Annotated in this window: 26 protein-coding genes and 1 pseudogene; 15 read left to right on the top strand and 12 right to left on the bottom strand. The window is 66.1% G+C overall.

The window, feature by feature from the left end; genetic code table 11:
* Window positions 1-4 precede the first annotated feature (4 nt).
* From lpxA to H8F24_RS00630, 4 genes are all read left to right on the top strand, one after another.
* Window positions 5-826 (top strand): acyl-ACP--UDP-N-acetylglucosamine O-acyltransferase, encoded by an 822-nt coding sequence (lpxA, locus tag H8F24_RS00645; RefSeq protein ID WP_231597999.1) that lies wholly within the window; start codon window positions 5-7, stop codon window positions 824-826.
* Window positions 826-2,034, top strand: coding sequence for a lipid-A-disaccharide synthase (lpxB, locus tag H8F24_RS00640; RefSeq protein ID WP_197170566.1), 1,209 nt, complete (start codon window positions 826-828; stop codon window positions 2,032-2,034). Before lpxA ends, lpxB begins: the two co-directional genes overlap by 1 nt.
* A gap of 149 nt (window positions 2,035-2,183) precedes the next feature.
* Window positions 2,184-2,753 carry a peptide-methionine (S)-S-oxide reductase MsrA gene (msrA, locus tag H8F24_RS00635; protein WP_197158880.1) on the top strand — a complete coding sequence of 190 codons (570 nt, stop codon included), beginning with the start codon at window positions 2,184-2,186 and terminating at the stop codon, window positions 2,751-2,753.
* 88 nt (window positions 2,754-2,841) lie between these two features.
* Window positions 2,842-3,048, top strand: coding sequence for a hypothetical protein (locus H8F24_RS00630; protein ID WP_197156737.1), 207 nt, complete (start codon window positions 2,842-2,844; stop codon window positions 3,046-3,048).
* 66 nt (window positions 3,049-3,114) lie between these two features.
* Here H8F24_RS00630 and H8F24_RS00625 read toward each other — a convergent pair whose 3' ends face one another.
* Window positions 3,115-3,390, bottom strand: coding sequence for a hypothetical protein (locus H8F24_RS00625; protein ID WP_197156735.1), 276 nt, complete (start codon window positions 3,388-3,390; stop codon window positions 3,115-3,117).
* Between the two features lie 89 nt (window positions 3,391-3,479).
* Here H8F24_RS00625 and H8F24_RS00620 point away from each other — a divergent pair, with 89 nt between their 5' ends.
* Window positions 3,480-4,571, top strand: coding sequence for an IS630 family transposase (locus H8F24_RS00620; protein WP_197169690.1), 1,092 nt, complete (start codon window positions 3,480-3,482; stop codon window positions 4,569-4,571).
* Here H8F24_RS00620 and H8F24_RS00615 read toward each other — a convergent pair.
* From H8F24_RS00615 to H8F24_RS00600, 4 genes are all read right to left on the bottom strand, one after another.
* A complete protein-coding gene (locus H8F24_RS00615) occupies window positions 4,568-6,076 on the bottom strand; it encodes a leucyl aminopeptidase (protein ID WP_197170565.1) in 1,509 nt (502 codons plus the stop codon). The genes H8F24_RS00620 and H8F24_RS00615 overlap by 4 nt on opposite strands.
* A 50-nt stretch (window positions 6,077-6,126) precedes the next feature.
* Entirely contained in the window at window positions 6,127-6,768 is a 642-nt protein-coding gene (locus H8F24_RS00610; RefSeq protein WP_231597998.1) for a GIY-YIG nuclease family protein, read from the bottom strand.
* A complete protein-coding gene (locus tag H8F24_RS00605; RefSeq protein WP_197156731.1) occupies window positions 6,765-7,592 on the bottom strand; it encodes a hypothetical protein in 828 nt (275 codons plus the stop codon). Before H8F24_RS00605 ends, H8F24_RS00610 begins: the two co-directional genes overlap by 4 nt.
* Window positions 7,593-7,679: 87 nt before the next feature.
* The gene (locus H8F24_RS00600; protein WP_197156729.1) at window positions 7,680-8,378 is read right to left on the bottom strand and encodes a response regulator transcription factor; all 699 of its coding nucleotides are present in this window, start codon (window positions 8,376-8,378) and stop codon (window positions 7,680-7,682) included.
* Window positions 8,379-8,573: 195 nt separating this feature from the next.
* Here H8F24_RS00600 and H8F24_RS00595 point away from each other — a divergent pair, with 195 nt between their 5' ends.
* From H8F24_RS00595 to H8F24_RS00570, 6 genes are all read left to right on the top strand, one after another.
* Window positions 8,574-8,897 (top strand): DUF1825 family protein, encoded by a 324-nt coding sequence (locus tag H8F24_RS00595; protein ID WP_197156727.1) that lies wholly within the window; start codon window positions 8,574-8,576, stop codon window positions 8,895-8,897.
* Between the two features lie 110 nt (window positions 8,898-9,007).
* Entirely contained in the window at window positions 9,008-10,291 is a 1,284-nt protein-coding gene (gene tyrS, locus H8F24_RS00590; protein ID WP_370594777.1) for a tyrosine--tRNA ligase, read from the top strand.
* Window positions 10,288-11,073, top strand: coding sequence for an orotidine-5'-phosphate decarboxylase (pyrF, locus tag H8F24_RS00585; protein WP_197170564.1), 786 nt, complete (start codon window positions 10,288-10,290; stop codon window positions 11,071-11,073). The genes tyrS and pyrF overlap by 4 nt, the downstream gene beginning before the upstream one ends.
* 86 nt (window positions 11,074-11,159) lie before the next feature.
* Window positions 11,160-12,335: an MBL fold metallo-hydrolase gene (locus H8F24_RS00580; protein WP_197170563.1), complete on the top strand. Its 1,176-nt coding sequence runs from the start codon at window positions 11,160-11,162 to the stop codon at window positions 12,333-12,335.
* A 68-nt stretch (window positions 12,336-12,403) separates the two neighbouring features.
* Window positions 12,404-13,357: an IS1595 family transposase gene (locus H8F24_RS00575; RefSeq protein WP_197170562.1), complete on the top strand. Its 954-nt coding sequence runs from the start codon at window positions 12,404-12,406 to the stop codon at window positions 13,355-13,357.
* Window positions 13,358-13,369: 12 nt separating this feature from the next.
* A complete protein-coding gene (locus H8F24_RS00570; protein ID WP_197170561.1) occupies window positions 13,370-13,855 on the top strand; it encodes a GGDEF domain-containing protein in 486 nt (161 codons plus the stop codon).
* A gap of 29 nt (window positions 13,856-13,884) precedes the next feature.
* Here the strand turns inward: H8F24_RS00570 and H8F24_RS00565 are convergent, their stop codons facing one another.
* Window positions 13,885-14,373 carry a DUF2721 domain-containing protein gene (locus tag H8F24_RS00565; RefSeq protein ID WP_197170560.1) on the bottom strand — a complete coding sequence of 163 codons (489 nt, stop codon included), beginning with the start codon at window positions 14,371-14,373 and terminating at the stop codon, window positions 13,885-13,887.
* 44 nt (window positions 14,374-14,417) lie between these two features.
* On the opposite strand from H8F24_RS00565, the gene H8F24_RS00560 reads away from it, so the two are divergent.
* Complete coding sequence (locus tag H8F24_RS00560) at window positions 14,418-14,819, top strand: OsmC family protein (RefSeq protein ID WP_197156719.1); 402 nt, start codon at window positions 14,418-14,420, stop codon at window positions 14,817-14,819.
* A 49-nt stretch (window positions 14,820-14,868) separates the two neighbouring features.
* Here the strand turns inward: H8F24_RS00560 and H8F24_RS00555 are convergent, their stop codons facing one another.
* The gene (locus H8F24_RS00555) at window positions 14,869-15,018 is read right to left on the bottom strand and encodes a hypothetical protein (RefSeq protein ID WP_197156717.1); all 150 of its coding nucleotides are present in this window, start codon (window positions 15,016-15,018) and stop codon (window positions 14,869-14,871) included.
* Window positions 15,019-15,604: 586 nt separating this feature from the next.
* Between H8F24_RS00555 and H8F24_RS00550 the strand changes: the two genes are divergently transcribed.
* Window positions 15,605-15,895: a GAP family protein gene (locus H8F24_RS00550; protein ID WP_197156715.1), complete on the top strand. Its 291-nt coding sequence runs from the start codon at window positions 15,605-15,607 to the stop codon at window positions 15,893-15,895.
* Window positions 15,896-15,911: 16 nt separating this feature from the next.
* Here the strand turns inward: H8F24_RS00550 and H8F24_RS00545 are convergent, their stop codons facing one another.
* The 5 genes and pseudogenes from H8F24_RS00545 to H8F24_RS18925 all read right to left on the bottom strand — a co-directional run bounded on the left by H8F24_RS00545 (window position 15,912) and on the right by H8F24_RS18925 (window position 21,509).
* Window positions 15,912-16,841: a cation diffusion facilitator family transporter gene (locus tag H8F24_RS00545; RefSeq protein WP_197170559.1), complete on the bottom strand. Its 930-nt coding sequence runs from the start codon at window positions 16,839-16,841 to the stop codon at window positions 15,912-15,914.
* Window positions 16,842-16,847: 6 nt separating this feature from the next.
* On the bottom strand, window positions 16,848-19,202 hold the full coding sequence (locus tag H8F24_RS00540) for an HAD-IC family P-type ATPase (protein ID WP_197170558.1): 2,355 nt from the start codon (window positions 19,200-19,202) through the stop codon (window positions 16,848-16,850).
* A 180-nt stretch (window positions 19,203-19,382) separates the two neighbouring features.
* Window positions 19,383-19,535: pseudogene (locus tag H8F24_RS18930) on the bottom strand (zincin-like metallopeptidase domain-containing protein); the annotation flags it as partial.
* 745 nt (window positions 19,536-20,280) lie between these two features.
* On the bottom strand, window positions 20,281-20,799 hold the full coding sequence (locus H8F24_RS00530) for an HPP family protein (RefSeq protein WP_197170557.1): 519 nt from the start codon (window positions 20,797-20,799) through the stop codon (window positions 20,281-20,283).
* A 365-nt stretch (window positions 20,800-21,164) separates the two neighbouring features.
* The gene (locus tag H8F24_RS18925) at window positions 21,165-21,509 is read right to left on the bottom strand and encodes a hypothetical protein (RefSeq protein ID WP_231597997.1); all 345 of its coding nucleotides are present in this window, start codon (window positions 21,507-21,509) and stop codon (window positions 21,165-21,167) included.
* Window positions 21,510-21,691: 182 nt separating this feature from the next.
* Here H8F24_RS18925 and H8F24_RS00520 point away from each other — a divergent pair, with 182 nt between their 5' ends.
* Together H8F24_RS00520 and H8F24_RS00515 are read left to right on the top strand one after the other, a co-directional pair.
* Window positions 21,692-23,185, top strand: coding sequence for an IS66 family transposase (locus H8F24_RS00520; RefSeq protein ID WP_197170555.1), 1,494 nt, complete (start codon window positions 21,692-21,694; stop codon window positions 23,183-23,185).
* A 357-nt stretch (window positions 23,186-23,542) separates the two neighbouring features.
* Window positions 23,543-23,749, top strand: a complete 207-nt coding sequence (locus tag H8F24_RS00515; protein WP_197170554.1) for a hypothetical protein — start codon at window positions 23,543-23,545, stop codon at window positions 23,747-23,749.
* The last annotated feature ends 19 nt before the right edge of the window (window positions 23,750-23,768 follow it).

The raw sequence follows: 23,768 nt of genomic DNA, 5'->3' as shown, positions 1-23,768 counted from the left end.
CGGCATGACCAGCTCAGCCATGGCGACATTGGTCCATCCCACGGCCGTGGTGGATCCCCGGGCCCAGTTGGGGGAAGGGGTCGAGATCGGTCCTTATGCCGTGATCGGTCCGGACGTGCAGCTCGGCGAGGGTTGCCGCGTCGGTCCCCACGTGGTGATCGACGGACGGGTGCGGCTGGGAGCTCGCAACCGCATCTTCCCCGGTGCCTGCATCGGCCTCGAGCCCCAGGACCTCAAGTACTCCGGCGACCCCACCGAGGTGGTCATGGGTGACGACAACACCATCCGGGAGTGCGTCACCATCAACCGCGCCACGGCGGGCCAGGAATGCACCCGTCTCGGCAGCGGCAACCTGCTGATGGCGTACAGCCACATCGGCCATAACTGCGTGCTTGGGGACCGGATCGTGATCGCCAATGGTGTGGCCGTGGCCGGTCATGTGGAGATCGGCGATCGGGCCGTGATCGGCGGCGTGCTCGGCATCCACCAGTTCGTGCACATCGGCAAGCTCGCCATGGTGGGTGGCATGAGCCGCATCGACAGGGATGTGCCGCCCTTCATGATGGTGGAGGGACATCCCGGTCGGGTGCGCGGTCTCAATCGTGTCGGCCTGCGGCGCAGTGGCCTGGCTGATCACGACGACGGTGCTCAGCTGCGGCAGCTCCAGGAGATCTGGACCCTGATCTACCGCAGCGATCGGGTGCTGGCGGAGGCCCTCAAGGCTGCGCGGCAGCTCTCCCTGCTGGGGGCGCCAAGGGAACTCTGCGACTTCCTGGAGGCCTCGATCGGCCCGGGCCGCCGCGGCCCCCTGCCGGCGCAGCGCTGATGACGCGTCTGTTGATCAGCACCGGGGAGGTGTCTGGCGATCTGCAGGGGTCGCTGTTGATCCAGGCCCTGCATCAGGAGGCTGCTGAACGAGGGCTTGATCTCGAGATCGTGGCCCTCGGTGGTGACCGCATGCGCCGCGCCGGTGCCAAGCTGTTGGCGGATACTGCCTCTCTCGGCGCGATCGGGCTGTGGGAGGCGGTGCCGCTGATCTGGCCCACCCTGCGTCTGCAGCATCGCCTGCGGCAGTGGCTTCGTCTCCATCCCCTCGATGGTGTGGTGCTGATCGATTACATGGGTGCCAACGTGAATCTGGGCCTGCGGCTCAAGCGCGACAGGCCCCAGGTGCCGATCACCTATTACATCGCTCCCCAAGAGTGGGCGTTTCGACTGGGGGACGGGGGGACGACCCGGTTGATCGGCTTCAGCGATCGGATTCTGGCGATCTTCCCTGAGGAGGCCCGCTTCTATGCCGAGCACGGTGCCCGGGTCACCTGGGTGGGCCATCCCCTGCTGGACACCCTTGGCAGCCAGCCTGGCCGTGCGGAGGCCCGTCGTCTGCTGGGATTGGCGGAGACGGTGCCGGTGCTGCTTCTGTTGCCCGCCTCCCGCCGCCAGGAGCTGCGCTACCTGCTACCGGAGATGGCGGCGGCGGCAGCGGAGCTGCAGCGGCGCCATCCTGATCTGCAGGTGTTGGTGTCAACTGGGTTGCCTGGCTTCGAGCCATTGCTGGAGGAGGCCTGCAGGATTGAGGGGCTGCGGGCCCGCGTCATTCCCGCCTGCGAGGCCGATGCGCTCAAGCCTGCCCTTTGTGCCGCGGCCGATCTGGCCCTCACCAAATCCGGCACGGCCAACCTGGAGCTGGCCCTGCGGGGGGTGCCGCAGGTGGTGGTCTACCGGGTCAGCCGCGTCACCGCCGCGGTGGCCAAGCACCTGCTGCGTTTCAACGTTCCCCACATCTCGCCGGTGAATCTGGTGCTCCAGGAGCGTCTGGTGCCGGAGCTGCTGCAGGAGGACTTCAGCTGTGACGCGTTGATCCGCGAGGCGGAGATCCTGCTGGATCCTGACAGCGAGGCCCGCCAGCGTCTCCTGGAAGGCTATGGGCGGCTGCGTCGCACCCTCGGGGAGCCGGGCGTGACCCGCCGGGCTGCCGTGGCCATCCTCGATCAGATCCCCCAGGGAAGCCCGCCGCTCCCCGTGTCGGCCTGAACGCATCCGAGCGGCCCTTCAGGCATCCCGCAACCCGGCTGAGCGTGCGCGATCCTGAGGCGAACTTTGCCTGTTGTGGCGCCGTGCGTCTGATTGCCGTTCTGCTGTCGTTGGTGTTGGGGGGCTGCAGCCTCACGATCGCTCCACCAATGGCCCAGGCGGCCACCCAGGAGGCCGTGTTCGCGGGAGGCTGCTTCTGGTGCCTGGAGCACGATCTCGAAACTCAGCCAGGTGTGCTGGAGGCGGTGAGCGGCTACAGCGGTGGCTCCCTGGCCCAGCCCACCTACAAAAGGGTGTCCGCCGGCGGCACGGGACATCAGGAAAGCGTTCTGGTGCGCTTCGATGATCGGCGCATCAGTTACGCCACCCTGCTGCGCGCCTTCTGGCGCAATGTGGACCCCTTCGACCGGGGCGGCCAGTTCTGCGATCGCGGTGATTCCTACCGGCCGGTGATCTTCACCAAAGGGGCGGAGCAGGCCAACCTTGCCCAGGCCAGCCTCAAGGCGGCGGCCGCAGAGCTGGGCCGGCCGGTCTCGGCCCTGAAGGTGGAGATCAAGCCGCTGCAGCGCTTCTGGCCGGCGGAGGGCTACCACCAGAACTATGCCGATCGCAATGCGGTCAAATACAACTACTACCGCTGGTCCTGCGGCCGCGACCGCCGCCTGGATGCCGTGTGGGGCAAGCGAGCCCGTGGCTCTTCGGCCTGGAGCTCCCGCTGAAGCGCAGACGCTGGCGGGCAGGTGTTTCCACCCTTCCCATCCAGGCCTGCTGCGGTTAGGGTTTGGCCATATTCGTCCGAAGCAGCCCATGTATCTGCTGACCATTCGAGACGGTCTGCAGACCCGGCATATCGGGCCCTACGAGAGCCCGAAGCAGGCGGCCGACGATCTTGATCGTCTGCTGGCCACTTGCGGCGAGCGGGCTCGCTGGCAGATCCATGCGCTCGAATCTCCCGAGTTGCTGCGGCAGCAGCTCCGTAACCCCCGTCCCGGACGGGCCGCCATGGCGGCCTGACTGGTTCAACGGTCCAGGTCGACTTCAACGTTCCGGCGGCCTGGTCCACAGGCCGCCCCTGCGGCTTCAGTTCCGCTGCTCAGGCCGGGGCTGGCGCGGGTAGCCCCGCAGCAGTCCGCTTTCGATCATCAGGCCCACGCCGGCATTGATCAGGATCAGGCCGAAGGTGCCATACCAGAACCAGGGGCCTGGATCGGCAATGGTGTCCACAGTCTTGGCCGAGGCCGCCAGGGTCTGGATGCCCTTGCGGATCACCGCTTCGCCGAACAGGCACAGGCCCGCCGGGAGCATCAGCACCCCCAGTTGCGCTTTGGCGTACCAGCGGATCTTCTGAGCGGCCATGGGGCTGGGAATCCGGCTTCAAGGGCTACAACCTAGTATGCCGTCCCGGAAATAACAGCTAGAATCGAGAGTGTCACCCGAGGTGCCTTGTGGCGCTTGGTCGTCCGATGCCTCCGCTGGTCCTCAGCGAGGACGAGGTTCAGCAGTTGCGGGCCCTTGCAAATTCCCGGTCGTTGCCGCATTCGATCGTGCAGCGCGCTCAGATCGTGCTGGCCTGCGGTGCCGGCGAGACCAACACCGCCATCGCCAAACGGATGGGGCTGACGGGGATGACCGTTGGCAAGTGGCGCAAGCGGTACCGGGAGCTGGGCCTGGAGGGCCTGCATGACGAGCTGCGGCCGGGTAGGCCTCGCACCTACGAGGACGACACGGTGGCGGAGGTGATCAACCGGGCACTGCAGACCAAGCCCACCGATGGCAGCACCCAGTGGTCTGCGCGCTCCCTCGCGGCTGCCACCGGCATCTCCAAAACCACCGTTCACCGCTGGCTGCAGACTTTCTCGGTCCAGCCCCACCGGCAGAAGTCGTTCAAGCTCTCCACCGACCCGTTCTTTGTGGAGAAGGTCCGCGACATCGTCGGCCTGTACCTGAACCCTCCGGATAAGGCGATGGTGCTCTGCGTCGACGAGAAGACGCAGATCCAGGCACTGGACCGCACCCAGCCGCTGTTGCCCATGGGCCTGGGTTACGTGGAGGGCGTCACCCACGACTACATCCGCCACGGCACCACCACGCTGTTCGCTGCTCTGGATGTGGCAACAGGCGAGGTGATCACCCAATGCAAGCCCCGCCATAGGCATCAGGAGTTCCTGGGGTTCCTGCGCCAGATCGAGAAGTCGGTCCCCGAGGAGCTTGATGTCCACTTGATCGTCGACAACTACTGCACCCACAAGCACGCCAAGGTGAGGGCCTGGCTGGCGCAGCGGCCCCGCTTCCACGTGCACTACACACCGACCTACGCCTCCTGGATCAACCAGGTGGAGCGTTGGTTTGGGATCATCACCCAGCGGGCGATCCGACGCGGCAGCTTCTCCAGCGTCAAGGAGTTGATCTCCAAGATCGAGCAATTCGTGGCGGCCTACAACAAGACCAAGGCGCCGTTCAACTGGACGGCCACAGCGGATTCAATCCTGGAGAAGCTCCAGCGACTTTGCTCGCAGATCTCCGGGACGGCACACTAGGCGGTGGCCCCCGCCTGCACCCATTGCACCAGAGTGCGCACCCCGAAGCCGGTGGCCCCGGCCGGATCCATGCCCCGCCCCTTGTCGCTCCAGACCGTGCCGGCGATATCGAGGTGGGCCCAGGGCAGATCCTTGGTCACGAAGTCCTGCAGGAACAGGGCGGCAGTGATCGAGCCGCCGGGGCGCGGACCGGTGTTCTTCATGTCGGCCACGGGGCTCTTGAGGCCGCTGCGATAGGAAGCCCGCAGGGGCATGCGCCAGAAGGACTCGCCGCCCACCTGGCCGGCCTGCAGCAGGGCTGCGGCGAGCGCATCGCTGGTCGACCAGAGACCGGCGATCTCCTCCCCCAGGGCGATCACGCACGCCCCGGTCAGGGTGGCCAGATCCACCACGGCATCCGGTTCCAGCTTGCAGGCGTAGATCAGGGCGTCCGCCAGGGTGAGCCGCCCTTCGGCATCGGTGTTGTTGATCTCGATCGTCTTGCCGTTGGAGGCGGTGACGATGTCGCCGGGGTGGACGGCACCACCGCTGATCATGTTTTCGCAGGCGGCCACGATCACATGCACCTCCACCCCCGCGGGCCGCAGCTCGGCAAGGGCACGCGCTGCCCCCAGCACGGCGGCGCTGCCGCCCATGTCGTACTTCATCATCTCAATCTGGGATCCGCCCGTCTTGAGGTTGTAGCCGCCTGAGTCGAAGGTGAGCCCCTTGCCCACCAGGGCCACGCGCCGCTGGATGTCGCCTTCGGGGCGGATGGTGAGGTGGATGAACTTGGGCGGCAGATCCGAGCCCTGGGCCACGCCCAGGTAGGCCCCCATGCCCAGGGCCTGGCAGTCGCTCCGCTCCAGCACCTTCAGCTCGGCGCCATAGGCCTCGGCGATGGCCAAGGCCGCGTCGGCGAGAGCCTGGGGGGTGACCACGTTGGGGGGCGCGGCCACCAGTTCACGGGCCAGCTCCACGCCGGCGCAGACTGCCCCCACGCGGCTGAGGGCGGTATCGGCCGCGTCATCCAGGCCGATCAGGGTCACCGTGTCCGGGCGGGGCTTGGGTTCGGCCTCGCTGCGGAAGCGTTGGTCGGCGTAGAGGCTGAGCCGCACGGCCTCGGCCATTGCCGCTGCGGCGATGGCGGGGGTTGTCTCGGCCGGCAGGCTGGTCAGGGGGAAGGCCAGGCCGAGGTGGCGACCACCGGAAGCGGCCGCGGTGCGGGCGGCCTTGGCGACGGCGCTGCGCAAGCCATCGAGATTGAATCCCTCCGCCTCGCCCAGCCCCACCACGACCACGGCTGCCGGCTCGACGCCCACCCGTTCGAAGGCGAGCACCTCCGCTGGCTTGGCCTTGAAGGCCCGTTGTTCCAGCCGCTGTCGCAGGCCAGCGCCAAGCAGGGCTTCCAGCGGTCCGAGCAACGGCTGCCCGTCATCTCCCGCGAGCAACCCCAGCACCAGGGTGTCGCCGCTCCAGTCGCCGAGGGGGGTGGCGGAGGTTGCGGGGAGGCAACGAAACTGCATGCGGATCAGACGGGCGTGGCCGCGATCGTAGCCAGCTCAACTGGGCGCTCTCAGTCCTGCAGGGCGGTGAATGGGGTGCTCCAGCGCTCGCGCGTCTCCTTGTTAAACGGTGGCAGCCACTGTTGGATCAGGGCCTGCTCCACGGCGCGTCGGGCTGCGGTCGTGGCGGGCACGTCGCACCAGAAGCGGATGCTCAGCTGGGGTTGCAGGCCGGCGGCGCGCAGGGCCTCGCCGTAGGTGCTGAGATAGCTCTTGCAGTCGTGATCCCCCTTCCAGCGCCGGTCGGCGCGGCTGGTTTCGCCCACGTAGAGCAGCAGGGGGCAGGGGGCTTCGGCGGGCCGGTCCATCACCAGATACACGGCGGCACCCTGGTGGGAGCTGCTGGGCCAGCGCCAGAACGACAGGCTCTGGGGCGTGAGGCTGAGCGGATCCAGCTGGCCAGCCAGCCGCTGAGGCTGACTCGCTGGGCCGAACAGGAGGCCCTGCTGGGCGGTGGGATCCAGGCCCGCGGCGGTGGCGCTGAACAGGGGCTGCTGGTGGGCCGCCAGGGCCCCTTGCCAGGCGAGGATCTGGCGGCGTAACAGCGGCAGGGTGTCCGGTCTTGCCGGATTGGTCGCGGCCGAGAGGCCTGTGATGGAGGCCGGCGTGCCGGCGAACAATTCCCCCTGGCGTGGCTGGCCGCGGCTGCTCATCGCGGCTTGCGGTGCTGGCTGAGGGGCTTGAACAGACTGGGCCCGGCGGGACCGGGGCTGAACCGGACCCGGCCGATCCAGCCCTCCAGCAGGGCGGGGGGAAACTGCAACCGCAGCTGCAGATCGGCCAGGTCCTGAAACGGCAGCCGGGAGCGTTCGCGCAGCAGGCGCCCGCAGCGCTCCTCGCTCAGCCCCAGATCGCGCTGAAGCTCAGCGGCGCTGGCCTGGTTGATCTCAAGCGGGCGTGTGGCCGGTACGGCAGGGGCGTCGCTGTACCAGCGAAAGTCCAGCAGGGGGACCCAGGTCGCCATGGTGGCCGCCTCCAGCTCCAGCAGGTTGGCCAGGTCATCAGGGCCGCTGAGCTGAACCCCGCTGGCCTGGAGGCGCAGCAGCAGATCCACATGGTTCGGGCTGCAGCCCGGCAGCCGCAGCCAGTCGGCGGCCGTGGCCCGGTTCACGTCCAGCCGCCAGCCGAGGGCGGCGGCCCGTCGCACCTCGTCTGCCCCCTGCAGACGCAAAGCGGGGTTCTGGGCCAACCGCAAGGCCAGTAGTTCCCGCTCCACGGCTTCCTGTTGCTCTGCCTCCTGAACGCCGAGGTCTTGCTTGTCGTCACCGGGGGTGAGGCGGTGGTCTGGTGAGACCTTCTGCTCGGGGGTGCGCCAGGCCGCCACGGCTCGGATGCGATCCGCTGTGATGTCCAGCGCCCGGCCCAGGGGCCTGATGCCGCCGCCGGAATTAGGTTCACGCTCGGGTACGGCAGGAAGTTGGCCCGTCGCCTCCAGCAGACGGCGGGCCAGGGGATCGAGCCAGTGGCCCTTGGCCATGCGGATCCGGGCGCGGTACGGCTCAGAAGTTAGCGGTGGCCCCCCTGCCCGAGCCAGGTCATTGAATCTGATCTCGCCTGACGGACTTCAGGTGTCTGGCCAGGGCACCAGCCCCCGGCAGAGGCCAATCACAGCGGCATGGGTGCGATCGCGCGCCTGCAGTTTGTGGCGAAGGTTCTGGATATGGCTTTTCACGGTGTCCGGCGACAGAAACAGCTGGGCGCCGATCTCCGGGTTGGAGTGGCCCTGCGTCACCAGGGTGAGCACCTGGGTCTCGCGCTGGGTGATGGGCCGCAGAGGGGTGTGGTCGGCATGGACCTGCCTGAACAGATCGGCCAGGCCGGAATCGATGTAGACCCCGCCGCCGCGCACCGCACCGATCGCCGCACGCAGCGTGCCGAACCCGATGCGTGATTCGAGACAGATGCCGTTGCATCCAGCCTTTATCGCCGCCTTGAGGCGCTGGCTGCGTTGGGGTTGGGTGGCGATCAGCAGGGTCCGCAGTTTCGCCTGGAGCTGCTTGGCCTGCACCACGAGGTCGATGCCACAGCCGTGTTCCAGATGGTCGGTGGCGATCAGCACGTGGGGCTTGTTTTTGATCAGCAAATCAAGAACTTCCTGGGCGGTGGTGGCCGCTCCGGTGATCCGCAGCTGTGAGGGGTAGTGGCAGAAGAACGTGAGCAGGGCCGGGCTCCCCATGGCGACCACGGCTCTGCGGCCACGGATCACCTCCAGGCTGCTGAGGTCAGGGTTCTGCAGGCGCGGCAGGTGCGGGGTGAAATCCACGGGTGGCGGAGCTCCTGAACGGCGACCGGCACAGAACGGTTGGGTGGGCTGGTCGATGGCGGCATGCTGAATCGCGCTTGAGCCGCTGTCAGGCCTCGGTGGCGTTTCGCTGAACCTGTGTGTGCGTGGATCCGCACCTCCGAGGGGGAACGGGGGGACCCCAGAATCGTCGCCAATGCGTCAACGGGCTCGGCCATGGCCTTCTTCGACTCCGAGATCGTTCAGGACGAGGCCCGCCGTCTGTTCAGTGATTACCAGCAGCTGATGCAGCTGGGCAGTGACTACGGCAAGTTCGACCGGGCTGGTAAGAAGCTCTACATCGATCGCATGGAAGAGCTGATGGACCGCTATCGCGTGTTCATGAAACGCTTCGAGCTCTCGGAGGATTTCCAGGCCAAGCTCACCGTGGAGCAATTGCGCACCCAGCTCGGCCAATTCGGCCTCACCCCCGAAGTGATGTTTGAGCAGATGCACCAGACCCTCGAACGCATGAAACGCGAACTCGATCAGACGGCCTGAATTCGCAGCCCGTCTGATCCCGCAGTCCGCCTGAGCGCGGCCCGCGCCTGCCTACGATCCGCCGCGGTCTGGCAACGGGGAGCAGGATGGCTGAGGCAGGGTTTGAAGCCATGCAAGGGGTTGGCGCCATGCCAGTGGGGGAGACCATGGCGCTTCCCGGCTGGCTTCAGCGTGGGCTGGTGGATCTCTTCCCGGCCGGCAGCGCCGCCGCCGATCCCGATCAGCTGCTCGGATCTCGCCTGGCTGAGGCTGAGGCCGCTGGCCGTCCCCTGCGGGTGAAGCTGGGGATCGATCCCACCGGCAGCGACATCCACCTGGGGCACAGCATCCTGTTCCGCAAGCTGAGGGCCTTTCAGGATGCGGGCCATACGGCCGTGTTGATCATCGGCGACTTCACCGCCCGCATTGGTGACCCCACCGGTAAGAGCAGCACGCGGGTGCAGCTTGACGCCGAGGCGGTGGAGGCCAACGCCCGCACCTATCTCGAACAGCTGGGTCAGGGGCAGCCGAGGGAACGGGCCCTGCTGGATTTCGAGACGCCGGGTCGGCTGGAGGTGCGCCGCAACAGCGAATGGCTGGCGGGACTGGATCTGCCCCAGGTGATCGAGTTGCTGGGCATCAGCACGGTTGGGCAGATGCTGGCCAAGGAGGATTTTGCCAACCGCTACGGCTCCGGCACACCGATCTCCCTGCATGAATTTCTCTACCCCTTGCTGCAGGGCTACGACTCGGTGGCGGTACAGGCCGATCTCGAGCTGGGCGGCACCGACCAGAAGTTCAATGTGGCCATGGGCCGCGATCTGCAGCGCCACTTTGGCCAGCGGCCCCAGTTCGGGCTGCTGTTGCCGATCCTGCCGGGCCTCGATGGGGTGCAGAAGATGAGCAAGAGCCTGGGCAACACGGTGGGCCTGCGGGACGATCCGTTGACGATGTATTCGAAGTTGGAGAAGGTGCCCGATGCCGTGGTGGACGCCTACCTCACTCTTCTGACCGATTCCGATCTGGCTGCCCTGCCGGCTAACCCGCGCGAACGCCAGAGGGCGATGGCCCTGGAGATCACCCGGGCCCGCCACGGCGCCGAGGCGGCGGCCCAGGCCCAGGCGGATGCCGCGCGCCTGGTGGCCGGGGCCGCCGGCAGTGGCGCAGCCGATGCCGAAGTGCCGGAGGCGTCGCTGGCGGCGGTGAACTTCCCGGCCAGGGCCTTCTATCTGCTTGCTGCGGTGGGACTCTGCGCCAGCAGCAGCGAGGCGCGCCGCGCCATTCAGGGCGGTGGGGTGCGGCTCGACGGCCAGAAGCTGGCCGATCCCAACCAGGAGTTCGCTGATACAGCCGTGCTGGATGGCAAGGTGCTGCAGCTGGGCAAGAAGACCTTCCGCCGTCTGGTGGCCGGATGACCTCTCCTGTTCCCTCGCCGGCCGATCAGGTTGCTGCCGATCAGCTGATCGTGGCCCTCGACGGCATGGATGGCACCCAGGCCCTCAGCTTCGCGGAGAGGATTCCGGAGCTGCGCTGGGTGAAGGTGGGGCTGGAGCTGTTCACTGCCGCCGGCCCTGCGGTGATCGCCGAGCTGCGTGATCGGGGGCTTCGGGTGTTTCTCGATCTCAAGTTCCACGACATCCCCGCCACCATGGCAGGCGCCTGCCGCAGCGCTGCTCGCCTCGGCGCCGAGCTGATCACCGTGCATGCCTGCGCCGGCGGCGATGCCCTGGCCGCCGCCCAGGCCGGCGCCACCCTGGCTGCCGAGCAGGCGGGTCTGCCCCAACCCACCCTGCTGGCGGTCACGGTACTGACCAGCTGGGATGCCGCTCGCTTCGCTGCTGAGCTGGCGATCGAGGAGCCCCTGACCACCTACGTGCCCCGCCTCGCTGAACTGGCCGTCGCGGCCGGTCTCGGCGGCTGTGTCTGCTCTCCGCTGGAAGTGGAGGCTTTGCGGCGGCGCTACCCGGTACCTTTCGCTCTGGTCACCCCGGGGATCCGGCCGGCGGGAGCCGCGGCGGGGGACCAGCAGCGGGTCTGGAGTCCGGCAGAAGCGATTGCGGCCGGTTCCAGCCAGCTGGTGATCGGCCGACCGATCACGGCCGCCGAGGATCCTACTGCTGCCTTTGATCAGTGCTGCCGCCAACTCGCGGCTGCCGCTGGCCAGGGTTCGGCCGCTGTTATGCCTGATCTGCACTAGCGTTCTCTCATCCTCTTGTTGCCTCTACCGATCTGATTGTGATCATCGACTTCGAGCCGTCACAGTTGGATCGACGGGAGACTTCAGTGCTTCCTTTTCATGGGAGCAACGAGCCTGCTGATTGCTCCGATGCCCCGATCGAACTGGCTCCCGATGTGTGGTGGGTCGGGCGTCGCCTGCCGGACGACCGCTTCCAGTGCCATGCCTATTACCTGCGCAATGGCAACAATGGGGTTCTGATTGACCCGGGCTCGCCGCTCACGATCGAGACCACCCTGGCCAAGGTGGCCCGGATCGACGACCTGAGTGCGATTCGTTATCTGGTCTGTCACCACTGCGATCCTGATATCGCGGCGGCCCTGCCGATGTTGTCCGAGCGCCTCAGCCGGCCGGATATTCAGGTGGTCACCGAATGGCGGGCGATGGCGCTTCTGCGCCATTACGGCCACCGTTTTGATTATTATCTTGTGGAGGAACAGAATTGGCGTCTGCCTCTGGAAGGGGATCGAGCTCTTGAGTTTCAGCTCACGCCCTATCTGCACTTCCCTGGAGCGATGGTGTCGTATGACACGGCCTCCAGGATTCTGTTCTCCTCCGATCTGTTCGGCGGCTTTGTCCCCGATGCCGCCAATCTGATCTGCCGGGACCTTGATGTTCTGATCGCCAGTGCCAAGCCCTTTCATCAGCACTACATGCCCAGCACGGAGCTGCTGTCGGCTGGGTTGACCCGGGTCCAGCAGCGCTGGCCCCAGATCGCCATGATCGCCCCCCAGCACGGCCATGTCGTGCCTGGCCCGCTGGTGGAGGAGGCCTTCAGCCGGCTCAAGGCTCTGGAGTGCGGCATCTTCGCCCTGGCGGATGCCGATATCGATCTGAAGCGCTTATTGCGCATTGCCGAGGCCCGTAGCCGCCTGTTTCAGGTGCTCCTGTCCCAGGCCGCCCCTACCCAGATGCTGGTCACCCTCAAGCTGGTGCTGCAGCGTATCCGCGGAGTCCGCGATTGCGTGCTCTCGATTGACCTGCCTGATCAGGGGTGGACCAGCTGGAGTGGCACACCACCGGAACCGCGGCTGGAAGGGCCGCCGCCGAGCTGGGAGCAGGTGGAGCTCAGCACCCAACCTCCGACGAAGCTGTCGCTGCTGATCGACGACCAGATCCCTGTGGATGAGGATGTTCTGAGGATGCTGAAGGACATCACTCCATCTCTTCAGTCGTGGATTGATGGTGTGGTGGAGGAGCATCAGGATCATCTGCGCACTTGATTAGGTAGCAAGCGCCGCAGCCAGCCCGGACGGGCCTAGAGTGGTACCTACGTACCAGGGGCGACGCCATGGCCGTGAACCGAATCCAATTCCAGCCTGGAATGTCCGTGCCCCAGTTCATGGATCTCTACGGCACCGAGGAGAAATGCGAGGCTGCTCTAGAGGCAGCTCGCTGGCCGGAGGGATTCCGCTGTCCTCGATGCGGACAGAAGGAGCATGGCCTTGTCTATGGACGCCGCCACAAGCGGTATCAGTGTCGACAGTGCCGCCATCAGACAACGCTCACTGCTGGAACAGTCATGGAGGCCACGAAGTTGCCTCTCACGATCTGGTTCCTCGCCTTTTACCTAATTGGCCAGGCAAAGAGCAGTACGTCCTCCCTGGCTCTGATGCGGCAACTCGGGGTGAATTACCGCACGGCGTGGTTGATGCACAATAAAATCATCCAAGCGATGAGCGAGCAAGAGGAAGCATGCGTCCTACATGGAAAAGTGCAGCTGGATGATGCTTACTTTGGTGGTGAATGCAATGGTGGCAAGGCAGGTCGAGGATCGGAAAACAAGGTCCCAATCGTGGCAGCTGTCTCACTGGACGAGGACGGCCACCCCATTCATGTGAAGGTCTCGAAGGTCAAAGCCTTCTCCTTCGTGGCAATCGCAGACTGGGCCCAGAGCTCCTTGGCTCAAGGATGCGAGGTGATCTCCGATGGGCTGGCCTGCTTCCGTGCCGTGGCAGAGGTGGGCTGTATTCATCACCCCACGACAGTGAAGGGGCGGCATCCGAAGGATCTGCCTGAGTTCCGGTGGATCAACACCGTGATTAGTAACTTGAAAACCAGTTTCAGCGGAACGTTTCATGCCCTGCGCTTTGACAAGTACGCTGATCGCTACCTGGGCGCTTTCAGCTTCCGCTTCAATCACCGCTTCAAGCTGGAAGAGATGACCGATCAAGTGCTCCAGGCGGTCTGTCTCTGCACCGCACGACCCGAGCACCTCCTGAGGAGCGCGGAGCTTGCTACCTAATCAAGTCTGCGCATGCTTGAGCTCAAGCAACAGGCCACAACCGATTCGCTCACGGGCCTGACCAATCGACGGGCCCTTGAAGATGACCAGCCCAGCGGTGCCTACGCCCTCCTGTCGTTCGACATCGATTTCTTCAAGCGGATCAACGACAGCTTCGGCCATGCGGCCGGTGATCAGGTGCTGAAGAAGGTGGCTGCTGTCATGACCAAGGCCGTGCGAGAGGGAGATGCTGTGTATCGCCTCGGTGGAGAGGAGTTTCTGGTGGTGCTCCCCCAGATTGATCCGGCCATGGCTCTGGGGATCGGTGAACGGATCCGCAGCCAGGTCAAGGTTCTGGATCTCCAGGGGTTGGCCCCGGACGGGGGTGTGACCATCAGCGCTGGGTTGTTCGTGGCCGATCCAGATCAACCTCTCCCGTTCGATGCAGCCCTCGCCATGGCCGATGGGGCGCTCTATCTGTCCAAGGAGCAGGGGCGTGATCGCCTCACGGTGGCCTGAGGGATGGTCCCTGGGCTGATCTGGCAGTTTCAGTAATAGCGGCGGGGGTTTTGGCCGATTGCCAGCTGCACCTCCACCAGGAACAGCAGCAGGGCCACGATCAGCGCCAGCATCGCCAACACGAAGGCGGGCACCACGATCGCCGCCAGGTCGAGGGCGGCCACGGTGCTGATGAACAGCACGGCCACCACTCCCGCCACCAGCAAGGCGCTGATGCTGCTGCAGAGAATGGCGCGGTTGATCAGGAAGGTGCGGCGGTGCTGCACCTTCAGGGCCTTGGTCAGGGTGTCCGCCTGCTGGCCGCCGCCCCGTTCCAGGGTCTCCTGCATCACCCGGGTCCTGTCGATGATCCGAGCCAGCCGGCCGGTGAAGGTGTTGAGCAGGCCACTGATGCCGGTGAGCAGAAACACCGGCGCCACCGACAGCTGGATGGCCCTGGAGAGCGCGACCACGGCCGACCCCTGCTCAGGCTCGCTCAGGACCCCCAGGAGGATGGTCGTGGACAGGGTGCCCTGCATCGGAGGAATTCACCGCAGACTGCGACCCTACCGACTTTGATCCGATGACTTCGATCGCCTGCCGTTACGAGGGCGGCCTGCGCTGCCAGGCCCTGCATGAACCCAGCACCATGGAGTTGGCCACCGATGCCCCCACCGACAACCAGGGGAGGGGGGAGTGCTTCTCCCCCACCGATCTGGTGGCCACCGCGCTCGCCACCTGCATCCTCACAATCATGGGGATCACAGCCGAGCGGCATGGCTGGCCTCTCGAGGGCGCCACCGCCCGGGTGGAGAAGAGCATGACCACCACGGGAGCGCGGAGGATCGAGAAGCTGGAGGTGTGGATCAACCTGCCGACGGAGCTGGAGGATTCCGCCCGGGCGGTGCTGCGCCGCGCGGCGGAGGCCTGCCCGGTGAAGAAGAGCCTGGAGGGTGCCGTGGCGATGGAGATGCACTGGGCCTGACCCTGCGCGACTGGCCGCGCTGAGAACGAAGCGATCAGCCCGTGGCCGTTCACATGATTTCCGGACCACCGGAAACGGGCGAAATATGCAGCAGGTCGGCGTGAATGCCCAGCCGTTCCTCCGCGATCATCATCGCCGTTCCCAGGGAGGTGGCTTCGAGCATCGTCACATTGCCCTCCTGATCCATGACGCGGTACAAGCGGGGCCCCTGGCGTCTCACTTCGGGCCAGGGCTCACCGCACAGCCTTCGCCCAGGCCGGTCAAGGTCTCGGAAGGGGGGAGTCATGGTCGGATTGGTTGATGACGATGAGCAGGGCAGGGCCGCCAGTCGCGTGGCACTGAAACAAAATCCTGGTCTTGATGCTGGGTCCCGTCTGCGTTGTGGGTGGTTGACGCAGGGTGTCTGGCGGCGAATTTTCCCCATTTTGGGGTGGAAGCTGATGGGGTGTCAGCGGTTCAGGGGAGTTCTTCATCGCAGGGGGCCGAGCCAGCTTCCCGATTGGCACGACGACGTGATTGATGGGATTGGGTTATCGGCTCTCGGTCTTATCTGGATTCAGATTTTTCTCTGGTCCCTGATCTGGTGATCCGTGGTGTCCGAGATATTGGCTGTCGATGCTGTTGCGATGTTGCGATTCTCGTGGGTTGAGGTGTTGGTGAAGAAAAAGTGGAAGCTCCTGAATTGTCGTCAAAGAAGGTGAAATCCTCGTGTACTTTCTCTGGCGTTCAATGCTGCATCTCGCCGTTCATCGTTGTCACAGTGATGTGTGCCGCCGACTGGAGCGGTGGTCTTCTCTGTCAAGGAGGGCGGCATGCTGCTGGCCAACCACTCCGATCTGCGCGGCGATCTGGAGGTGGGCTCCGTCTTCGTGACCATGACCACGTCCCTGTTGCTGTTGCCACCCCTGGCCTGGTTGGTCAGCGGCAACCGCTTGCGAGAGCCCCTCTCTTCGCTGAACGATTGGCTGGTGCACCGGGCCGAATGGCTGGTCGGGGTGTTCGCGCTGCTGCTGGGCCTCTATCTGGGTTGGCAGGGCATCGAAGGGCTGCACCGGATGGTGGAGCTGGTGGGCTGAGTCCCTCCCCATCCTCTCAAGGATCAGCTGGGTCCGCCGGCTCCAGTTGAAGGGTGCTGTGGGCAATGCCGAGCTGGGCGAGTCGTTCCTTGGCCTGATGCAGCAGTTTCAGGTCGTCGATCTCCCCGGTTCGACGCACCACATGGGCGGTCAGGGCGTTCTGGGAGGTGCTCATGCTCCAGATGTGCAGGTGGTGCACATCCACCACGCCGGGCAGGCTGTGTAACGCCTGATTCACCGCCGCCGGCTCAATCCCAGCAGGCACCGCATCAAGGGCGACTCTCATCGACGCGCCCAGCAGGGACCAGCCCGTCCAGGCCACCGCCAGGCCGACCCCAATGCCGGTGGCGGCATCGAGCCAGTTCCAGCCGGTCAGTCCGACCACGATGGCGCTCACGAGCACGGCTGCCGACACGGCGGCATCGCCAAGCAGATGAATCACTGCCGCCCGGCGGTTGAGGTCGTGGCTGCCGTCGTCGCCGAACAGCCGGGCGGAGAAGAGGTTGACGGCGATGCCCAGCGCCGCCGCCCAGGCCACGGGAGTGCTGAGCACCTCGACCGGGGTATTCAGCCGTTTGATCCCCTCCACCAGCACCACGGTGGCGGCCATCAGGATCAGCCCCGCATTGGCCAGGGAGGCCAGCTGGGTGGAGCGGCCATAGCCGTAGGTGAACTGGTCGTTCGGAGCTCGCGTGCTCAGCCGCTCGGCGCCCCAGCCCAGCAGCAGGCCGGCCACATCGCCAAGGTTGTGCACGGCATCACCGATCAACGCCAGCGACCCGAAGCCGACGCCGATCGCGAGCTGCAGGGCCGAGAGGCCGCAGTTGAGGATCACGCTCCAGCGAAAGGCCCTGCCGGATCCGGCGCGGTGCTGGTGCTGGCGGGGGTGGGGCTGGCGCTGGATCTCCACGGCCGGGTGGCTGGGGCTCTCGTGCTGGGAGGACATGGGGGGTCAGGAGAGTTGGCGGTTGAGCAGCCCTGCCAGCAGCAGGGCGACCGCCGTGGTGATCATCACGGTGAGGATCTCGGCTGGCTGCATCGGCGCCAGGCTGAGTCCTTGCTGTAATCCGGGAATGGCCAGCAGCAGCAGCCACAGCCCCAGGCCGATGCCGGCGCCTGCGGCCGTGATGCGGCTATGGGGATCTCCGTTCAGCCACACCAGGCCTCCACCGGCGAGCAGCAGCAGCGAGAACACCAGGCTGCGGTGGGTGGCGGCGTCGGCCTCAGGCCAGAAGACCAGCACCAGGGCGGCCACCATCACCACGGCGCCCTGGCTGAGCGAATGGCGCCAGGTGTCGGGGCCGAACAGGGGCGCCTGCGGCGGGCGGGGGGACTGTCGCATCAGGCCAGGGGTGGCGGGCAGGGCCTCGAACACCACCGTGCAGGCCGGATCGATCACCAGATGCAGCAGGGCGATGTGTACCGGCAGCAGGATCAGGGCCTGACTAGGCAGCAGCAGGGGCACCAGGCCGAGCGCCGCGATCGGCAGGTGAATGGCGAGGGTGTATCCCAGCGCCCGGTGCAGGTTGGCATCGACCCGCCGGCCCAGTTCGAGGGCCGCCACCAGATCGCTGAAGGTGTCATTGAGCAGCACCAGATCGGCGGATTCCCGGGCCACGGCGGTGCCGCGCTTGCCCATGGCCACGCCGATGTCGGCGGCCTTGAGGGCCGGGGCGTCATTGACGCCATCGCCGGTCATCGCCACCACCTCACCAGCGGCCTGCAGGGCGCGCACCAGCTGCAGTTTCTGCTGGGGCATCACCCGGGCGAACACGGACACCTCTCCAATCGAGGCGGCGAGGTCCTGGGGCGTCAGGGCGTCCAGCTCCGGGCCGGAGAGCACCCGACCGGGCGGCAAGCCCGCCTGATCGGCAATCGAGCGGGCCGTCACCGGGCTGTCTCCGGTGATCATCACCACGCGAACGCCCGCACCCCGCGCCGTGGCGATGGCCGCCGGCACATCCGGGCGCAGCGGATCGGCCAGGGCCAGAAAGCCCAACGGCTCGAACAGGTAGCCGTGCACGTGTTCGGGCAGGGCGCCGCCGCTCGCGAACGGCTGACCTTCGTGCACCGGCACGCCATCCAGCCCGCGCGCCACCGCCAGCACCCGCAGCCCCCTGGCGGCGAGCCCATCGGCGGCGGCCAGCAGGGCCATGGTCTGCCTGGAATCGAGGTGACACAGATCCGCGATCGCCTCGGGCGCCCCCTTGGCGGCCAGTTGCAAACCGCCCTCGTTGTTGTGCCAGAGGCGGGAGAACACCAGCAGATCGCTCTGCAGGGGGTAGTCGCGCTCCAGGGGCCAGTCGGGATGCAGGTGTTCGGTGCCGCTGAGCTGATCGGCGGCGAGGCGCTGGATCGCCAGCTCCATCGCATCCACCGGGTCACCGCGGCTGGCCAGCACCGCCAGTTCCACCAGGGCGTGAAAGGGCTCCTCCAGGGGGTCTCCCGCCTGCCAGCCCTCCAGCTCCGGCCAGGTGAGCAGCTGCTGCACCCCCATGCGGTTCTCGGTGAGGGTGCCGGTCTTGTCGACGGCGAGCACGGTGGCGCTGCCGAGGCTCTCCACCGCCGCCGGCCATCGGGCCAGCACGCCGATCCGGGCCAGGCGCAGGGCGCCGAGGGCCAGGAACAGGGCCAGCACCACGGGAATCTCGTTGGGCAGCACCGCCAGGGCCAGGGCCAGGGCGGCCAGCAGGGCCTCGGGCCAGTTGCCGCTGACCGCCCCCTGAATCACCGCCAGGGCCGCGCAGAGCCCCAGGGCCAGCACGGTGAGGCGGCCGGTGAGGCGACGGGTCTGGCGCTGCAGCCGGGTGGCCGGCGGCTGCACCGTGGCCAGGCTGCTGCCAAGTCGGCCCAGTTCGGTGGCGTCGGCCACCGCCACCACCTCGGCCCAGCCCCGGCCGCTGGCCACCAGGGACCCGGCCAGGATCCGCTCCCCGGCGGCGGAGCGGGCGACCGGCAGCGATTCTCCGGTGAGCAGCGACTCATCCAGCCACAACCCCACCGCCTCGCTCAGGGCGGCATCGGCCGCCACCCGATCACCTTCCTCCAGCCGGAGCCGATCGCCCACTCGCACCTGATCGGCGGGCAGCTCCAGATCCTCCCCATCGCGCCGCACATGGGCCTGGGGTGCCGAGAGCCGGGCCAGTTCGGCCAGGGCGTGGTTGCTGCGCTGCTGCTGCACGGCATCGAGCAGGCTGATGCCCACCACGAAGACCAGCAGGATGCCGCCATCGACCCATTCGCCGATCAGGCCATAGATCAGGGCGCAGGCCAGCAGCAGCAGGTTGGTGGGCTCAAGCCAGCTCATTCGGGCCCCGCTGATGCCCCCTCCATAGCGCTACTCGCCAGTCCTGCCCTGGCCGGGCTGGGCGATCCAATCGGGGGCGATCAGATCAGCGGCCTGCCGGGCCTCGTTGAGCACCTGGAACAGCAGCCGCGGCAACTCCCTGAGCAGCGCGATCCAGGAGGCCAGGTAGGCGGCGTGGTTTCAGACATCGCTGCCGATCTCAAGCCGATCACCCAGCAGCACCGCCCCGAGCTCGGCCACCAGCTCTTCGCGGGCATAGGCCCGGCAGTTGGAGGCGCTGCCTCCCATCCGGCCGGAGAGACCCCGCTGGAGCCGGGAGCCATGACGGCTGGAGTGGACCGCCTTGCGGGCCCAGGTGGCGTAGAGCGCATTGGCGGAGTGGAAGGCGGTGCGATCCCTCCATCAGCTCGCTCAGGGAGGCAACCAGCTTCTGCTCCGGAGGATCCTTGGGGGGATGGGGATACGACAGCCATGGACCAGCAGCGCAGAACCGGAGTCGCCAGTGCGGCCAGCGATCGGGGCCGGCTGGGAACTCCATGAGATCCATTGCCACCGGTGTCTGGTCGTCGGCGCTGGCCTGGCTGCCTGGAATCGGCTGCAGCCGACATTCCACGCGTTTTTCGCACGTGTGGCTGTTGTTCAGGTGTTGGTGGTCTCTGCTAGGAACGCACCGCTGAGCATTGGATGAGGGGTGCGCCGCCGCCAGCGCCCAGCCGTCCATCGGCACCGGCACCACGGCGGCCTCGCTGTTCACCGGCGAGCTGCTGTTCGCCCGGAGGCTCGATGGGCTGGAAACGCTGGAGGAACGCAAAGAGGGAAGCCAGGCAGGGTTTGGTCTATGCCAACAACTGGGCCAGGAGTTGGGTTCCTGCTCCGATGGTCACAGCTCTGCCAATCACCTGCAGCCCGCTCCAATGCAGTGTCGGCAGTACCAACAGGGCGAGAGCCACGACCGGCGCGGCTCCGGAACCCCAACGTCCGTCGGGCCCGATCGCCAGCCTGGCCCTCTTCTTCGCAGGACCGGTGTTGCGGGTCGCTGGAGCCTTCAGTCCTGCGGCCGCACTGGTGCCGGCCGGGTTCAGAGCCAGTGATGCGGATAGGGCCCGCTGGACGGACGCAGTCGGTGGAATACCACCGCGATCAACACCAGGACCAGGGAGCCGCTGAGGATCGGGCTGAGTACGAAAGAGGGTCGGGCCTTCAGCAGCACGCCCAGCAGGGCCACAGCACCCGCAGGTGGGTGCAGGCATCGCAGCTGCTGCCCCAGCGCGATGGTCACCCCTACGGCCAGCCCCATCCCCCCCACCGAAGGGCCTGGCCAGGCCACGCACACCACGCTGATCAAGGCCCCGATCGTATTGCCGAGAACGATGTTGCGGGGTTGGGCCAGGGGGCTGCTGGGATGCCCGAACAACAGAACGGTGGAAGCCCCGAAGGGAGCCACAACCAGGGGGTAGTGACTCCAGCTGCTGATCAGGCCCAGTGCGCAGATGGCCAGGAGACCGCCGATCCAGGCCGCCACAATCTCTCCCCGGGCAAAGCGAGGCTGGAACGCACGACCACGCTCCCGATCGGTTCGCAGACGTCGAAACACCATCGACAGCACTGTATCGAGACGAACAGTTCAACTCTGGCTCAGCAGACGGGATCGCCTCCCGATCAACTCTTCCCACTGGTGCATCAACAGCCCAGCCCACCCGACAAGCAGCCAGGCCAGGACAGCGGTGCGGCAGCGAGACCAGCGCCCGAAGTGGCCTCTCCTGCAGGGCCAAGGTGGACGAAGACGACCTCCGACAGCAGAGCGCCTCCGGTTTCCATCGGCCCCAGCAGTGGATTGGGCGGGCTGTCCAGTTGAGGCGGCAGGATGGCTTGGTTGTGCCTCGCAGGTGGCGAACGCACGCCCGATGGTGTGCCGGGTTGCCAGCGACCGATCGCTACGCTGACTCGTTCGCGGGAAACTGATCAAGGCTTGCTCAATGTTGTCGCCACCCCTCCCAGCGCCAACATCACCTCGATCTCGTAGCCCAGTTCCCGAATGCCCTGACGGATCGAGCGGTAGCCGCCGCGCCGCAGCAGGTTCATGACCCCGGTCCTCAGGAAGGCGACCGCGCTGCTGCTCAATTGGGTTTCGCCTTGGGGGAGCACCGAGATCTCGAACCTCTCCATCCGCGTCGTGAGCCACGGAGAAGCCCCCAGCGTCAAGAGATCGAGGCACTCCTGGCCCTGTTGATGCGGCAGTAAGCCCGAATCGAGATTGTCAATCAGTCTTTGGGAGCATGGCCAAGGTGACATCTTGTAGCCAATCAAGTAAAGACTTAGTGGATCCGTATATAATCCCCAGACGCCAAGGCTACATTTTGAAATGGTCGATTCGGCAAAGAGTCTGGTAAGCATTCAGGGGTCGGGACAGCACGCGGCGAACATCGTCTCTGCTGAACCCTTGACGGCGTCCTGATTCCCGTTTGCATCTCAGGCAGAGACTGCTTGAGATGGGCGCCCCTCCTGCTGGCATTTCCGAGGTGGACTGGTTGTCGTGGCCAGCTGGTGCCAGGGAGTTCATCCTGGCTCAACAGGAGGAGATGGTGCAGCTCCGCGTCCAGCTCACCGCCCTGGCGACCGAACTGGCCCATCTGCGCGAGCGGATCGGCCGCAGCTCCCGCAATTCTTCCAAGCCTCCCTCCAGTGATGGCCAGGGGTTTAAGCCGCCCGAACGACGCAAGGGCAGTGGCCGCAAGCGCGGCGGCCAGCCGGGCCATCCCGGATCTGGGCCGGAGCTGCTGCCGATCGAGCGGGTGGATGAGGTGGTCGAGCACCACCCCCAGGCCTGCCGCCGCTGCGGCACGTTGCTACAGGGTCAGGATCCCGAGCCCTTGAGGCACCAGGTGATCGAGATTCCACCGATCACGCCTCTGGTGATCGAGCACCGGCTGCACCGCCTGGTCTGCCCCTGCTGTACCACCAGCACCTGTGCCTCGTTACCGGCGGAGGTGGAAGTAAGCCATTACGGTCCCCGGCTCAGTGCTCTGGTGGGTCTGCTGGGTAGTGCCTTCCCGTTGAGTTTCAGCAAGACCCAGGCGCTGCTGGATCAGCTGCTGGGGGTACAGATCAGCCGGGGAGCGATGGCCACTATCCGCCAGCGCTTGAGTGCAGCACTGGAGCAGCCCATGCAGGAGGCCCTTGCGTTTGCCCGTCAGCAGTCGGTGGTCTATGTCGATGAAACCGGTGCCCCCACCGGTAATGCCGATGGGGGCAACCCCGATGGCCGGCGCGGCTGGGAGTGGGTCATGGTGACCGCCATGGGGGTGACAGTGTTCTTGCAGAGCCTGAGCCGCTCGGCTGCCGCCGCGATCGACCTGCTCGGGAATGCCTTTGGCGGAATTGTGGTGAGCGACCGCTTCTCCGCCTACAACCATCTCCCGCTGGAGCAGCGCCAGCTGTGCTGGGCGCACGTGATCCGCGATCTCACTGCCATCGCTGACCGTCAGGGCGCCAGCGGTGAGATTGGAGCGGAGCTGCTGGGCCTGCAGCAGCAGCTGTTTGCCCAGTGGCACCGCTACAAAGACGGAACGATCGACTGGTCCACGTTGCAGCAGGGCTGTCGGCCGATCCGCCAGGCGTTTGTGGGCACGCTGCATCGGGTTGTGGAGCTGGGCTGCCAGCGCGGCGAGCGAACGCCGTGGGCCAAGACGGTGCGTACCTGCCATCAGTTGCTGCAAGTGAGCGATGGCCTCTGGACCTTCCTGGAGATTGAAGGGATCGAGCCCACCAACAACGCAGCCGAGCGTGCCCTGCGCCATTCGGTGATTCAGCGCAAGATCAGCCATGGCGTCCAATCCCGCCAGGGTGCAATCTGCCGCAGCAGGTTGCTCACGGTCACCACCAGCCTGCGGCAACAGGGCCGTGATATCTGGCAGTTCCTGGAGCAGGCCTTGATCGCCCATCATCGCGGCGGTGAGATGCCATCGCTGTTGCCGAATCCCTGAGCCGGCCGTCATCGATCGTGGTGTCTGTGGTCGCTTGGTGATCAGCGATCAAGGGCGGTGAATGCTGCGCGGCTGCGTCACGGCCCCTGAACGGATACAGAGTCTGAACTGTTGCCGCCGTCTAGGACAATCTAGTATCTTGCTAAAACTCTATTTTAGGATTGCGGTAGGGCTCCGCTAATCGTTAGCCGAATCTCTGGGATGGGCGCCCAGCTGGGCGAGAGGAATGGATGCGCTCTAGCCTGGGTTCTGGCTCAAGTGGCATCAGCTGCGAGGTCACCATGAGTTTCACGTTGGAATGCGAACAAGAAGCAGGTGGACGTTGGATGGCCGAGGTGCGGCAGCTGCCTGGAGTCCTTGCTTGCGGAAATTCGTCTGCTGATGCATATGGAATCAAGTTGGGGTCGTTTGCTGGTTGATCAGGCTCAAGCGCTTCACGTGGTGGGCCTCGGTATCTGTCCTTTCGGCGCCGGGCTGAAGCTGGAGGCCAGCCTCGACGATCTCTCCGCCGCGGCGGTGGTGACGTCACCCCCATCAATCGGCGTATTTATTGATTCCTGCTGACCATGGCATCCAGCGGAGC

This window comes from Synechococcus sp. CBW1002, assembly GCF_015840915.1.
Lineage (GTDB): Bacteria > Cyanobacteriota > Cyanobacteriia > PCC-6307 > Cyanobiaceae > CBW1002.
The sequence above is the reverse complement of the archived record's forward strand: the minus strand, read 5'-3'. Positions and strand labels throughout refer to the sequence as shown.

Bases quoted from the DNA above. Each gene is read 5' to 3' on its own strand.
- H8F24_RS00615 (WP_197170565.1), bottom strand. From the start codon at position 6,076: ATGCAGTTTCGTTGCCTCCCCGCAACCTCCGCCACCCCCCTCGGCGAC.
- H8F24_RS00545 (WP_197170559.1), bottom strand. From the start codon at position 16,841: ATGTCCTCCCAGCACGAGAGCCCCAGCCACCCGGCCGTGGAGATCCAG.
- lpxA (WP_231597999.1), top strand. From the start codon at position 5: ATGACCAGCTCAGCCATGGCGACATTGGTCCATCCCACGGCCGTGGTG.
- H8F24_RS00625 (WP_197156735.1), bottom strand. From the start codon at position 3,390: ATGGCCGCTCAGAAGATCCGCTGGTACGCCAAAGCGCAACTGGGGGTG.
- H8F24_RS00530 (WP_197170557.1), bottom strand. From the start codon at position 20,799: ATGGTGTTTCGACGTCTGCGAACCGATCGGGAGCGTGGTCGTGCGTTC.
- H8F24_RS00610 (WP_231597998.1), bottom strand. From the start codon at position 6,768: ATGAGCAGCCGCGGCCAGCCACGCCAGGGGGAATTGTTCGCCGGCACG.
- H8F24_RS00540 (WP_197170558.1), bottom strand. From the start codon at position 19,202: ATGAGCTGGCTTGAGCCCACCAACCTGCTGCTGCTGGCCTGCGCCCTG.
- msrA (WP_197158880.1), top strand. From the start codon at position 2,184: ATGGCCCAGGCGGCCACCCAGGAGGCCGTGTTCGCGGGAGGCTGCTTC.
- H8F24_RS00570 (WP_197170561.1), top strand. From the start codon at position 13,370: ATGCTTGAGCTCAAGCAACAGGCCACAACCGATTCGCTCACGGGCCTG.
- H8F24_RS00630 (WP_197156737.1), top strand. From the start codon at position 2,842: ATGTATCTGCTGACCATTCGAGACGGTCTGCAGACCCGGCATATCGGG.
- H8F24_RS00565 (WP_197170560.1), bottom strand. From the start codon at position 14,373: ATGCAGGGCACCCTGTCCACGACCATCCTCCTGGGGGTCCTGAGCGAG.
- tyrS (WP_370594777.1), top strand. From the start codon at position 9,008: ATGCAAGGGGTTGGCGCCATGCCAGTGGGGGAGACCATGGCGCTTCCC.
- H8F24_RS00520 (WP_197170555.1), top strand. From the start codon at position 21,692: ATGGGCGCCCCTCCTGCTGGCATTTCCGAGGTGGACTGGTTGTCGTGG.
- H8F24_RS00605 (WP_197156731.1), bottom strand. From the start codon at position 7,592: ATGGCCAAGGGCCACTGGCTCGATCCCCTGGCCCGCCGTCTGCTGGAG.
- H8F24_RS00595 (WP_197156727.1), top strand. From the start codon at position 8,574: ATGGCCTTCTTCGACTCCGAGATCGTTCAGGACGAGGCCCGCCGTCTG.
- pyrF (WP_197170564.1), top strand. From the start codon at position 10,288: ATGACCTCTCCTGTTCCCTCGCCGGCCGATCAGGTTGCTGCCGATCAG.
- lpxB (WP_197170566.1), top strand. From the start codon at position 826: ATGACGCGTCTGTTGATCAGCACCGGGGAGGTGTCTGGCGATCTGCAG.
- H8F24_RS00575 (WP_197170562.1), top strand. From the start codon at position 12,404: ATGGCCGTGAACCGAATCCAATTCCAGCCTGGAATGTCCGTGCCCCAG.
- H8F24_RS00560 (WP_197156719.1), top strand. From the start codon at position 14,418: ATGACTTCGATCGCCTGCCGTTACGAGGGCGGCCTGCGCTGCCAGGCC.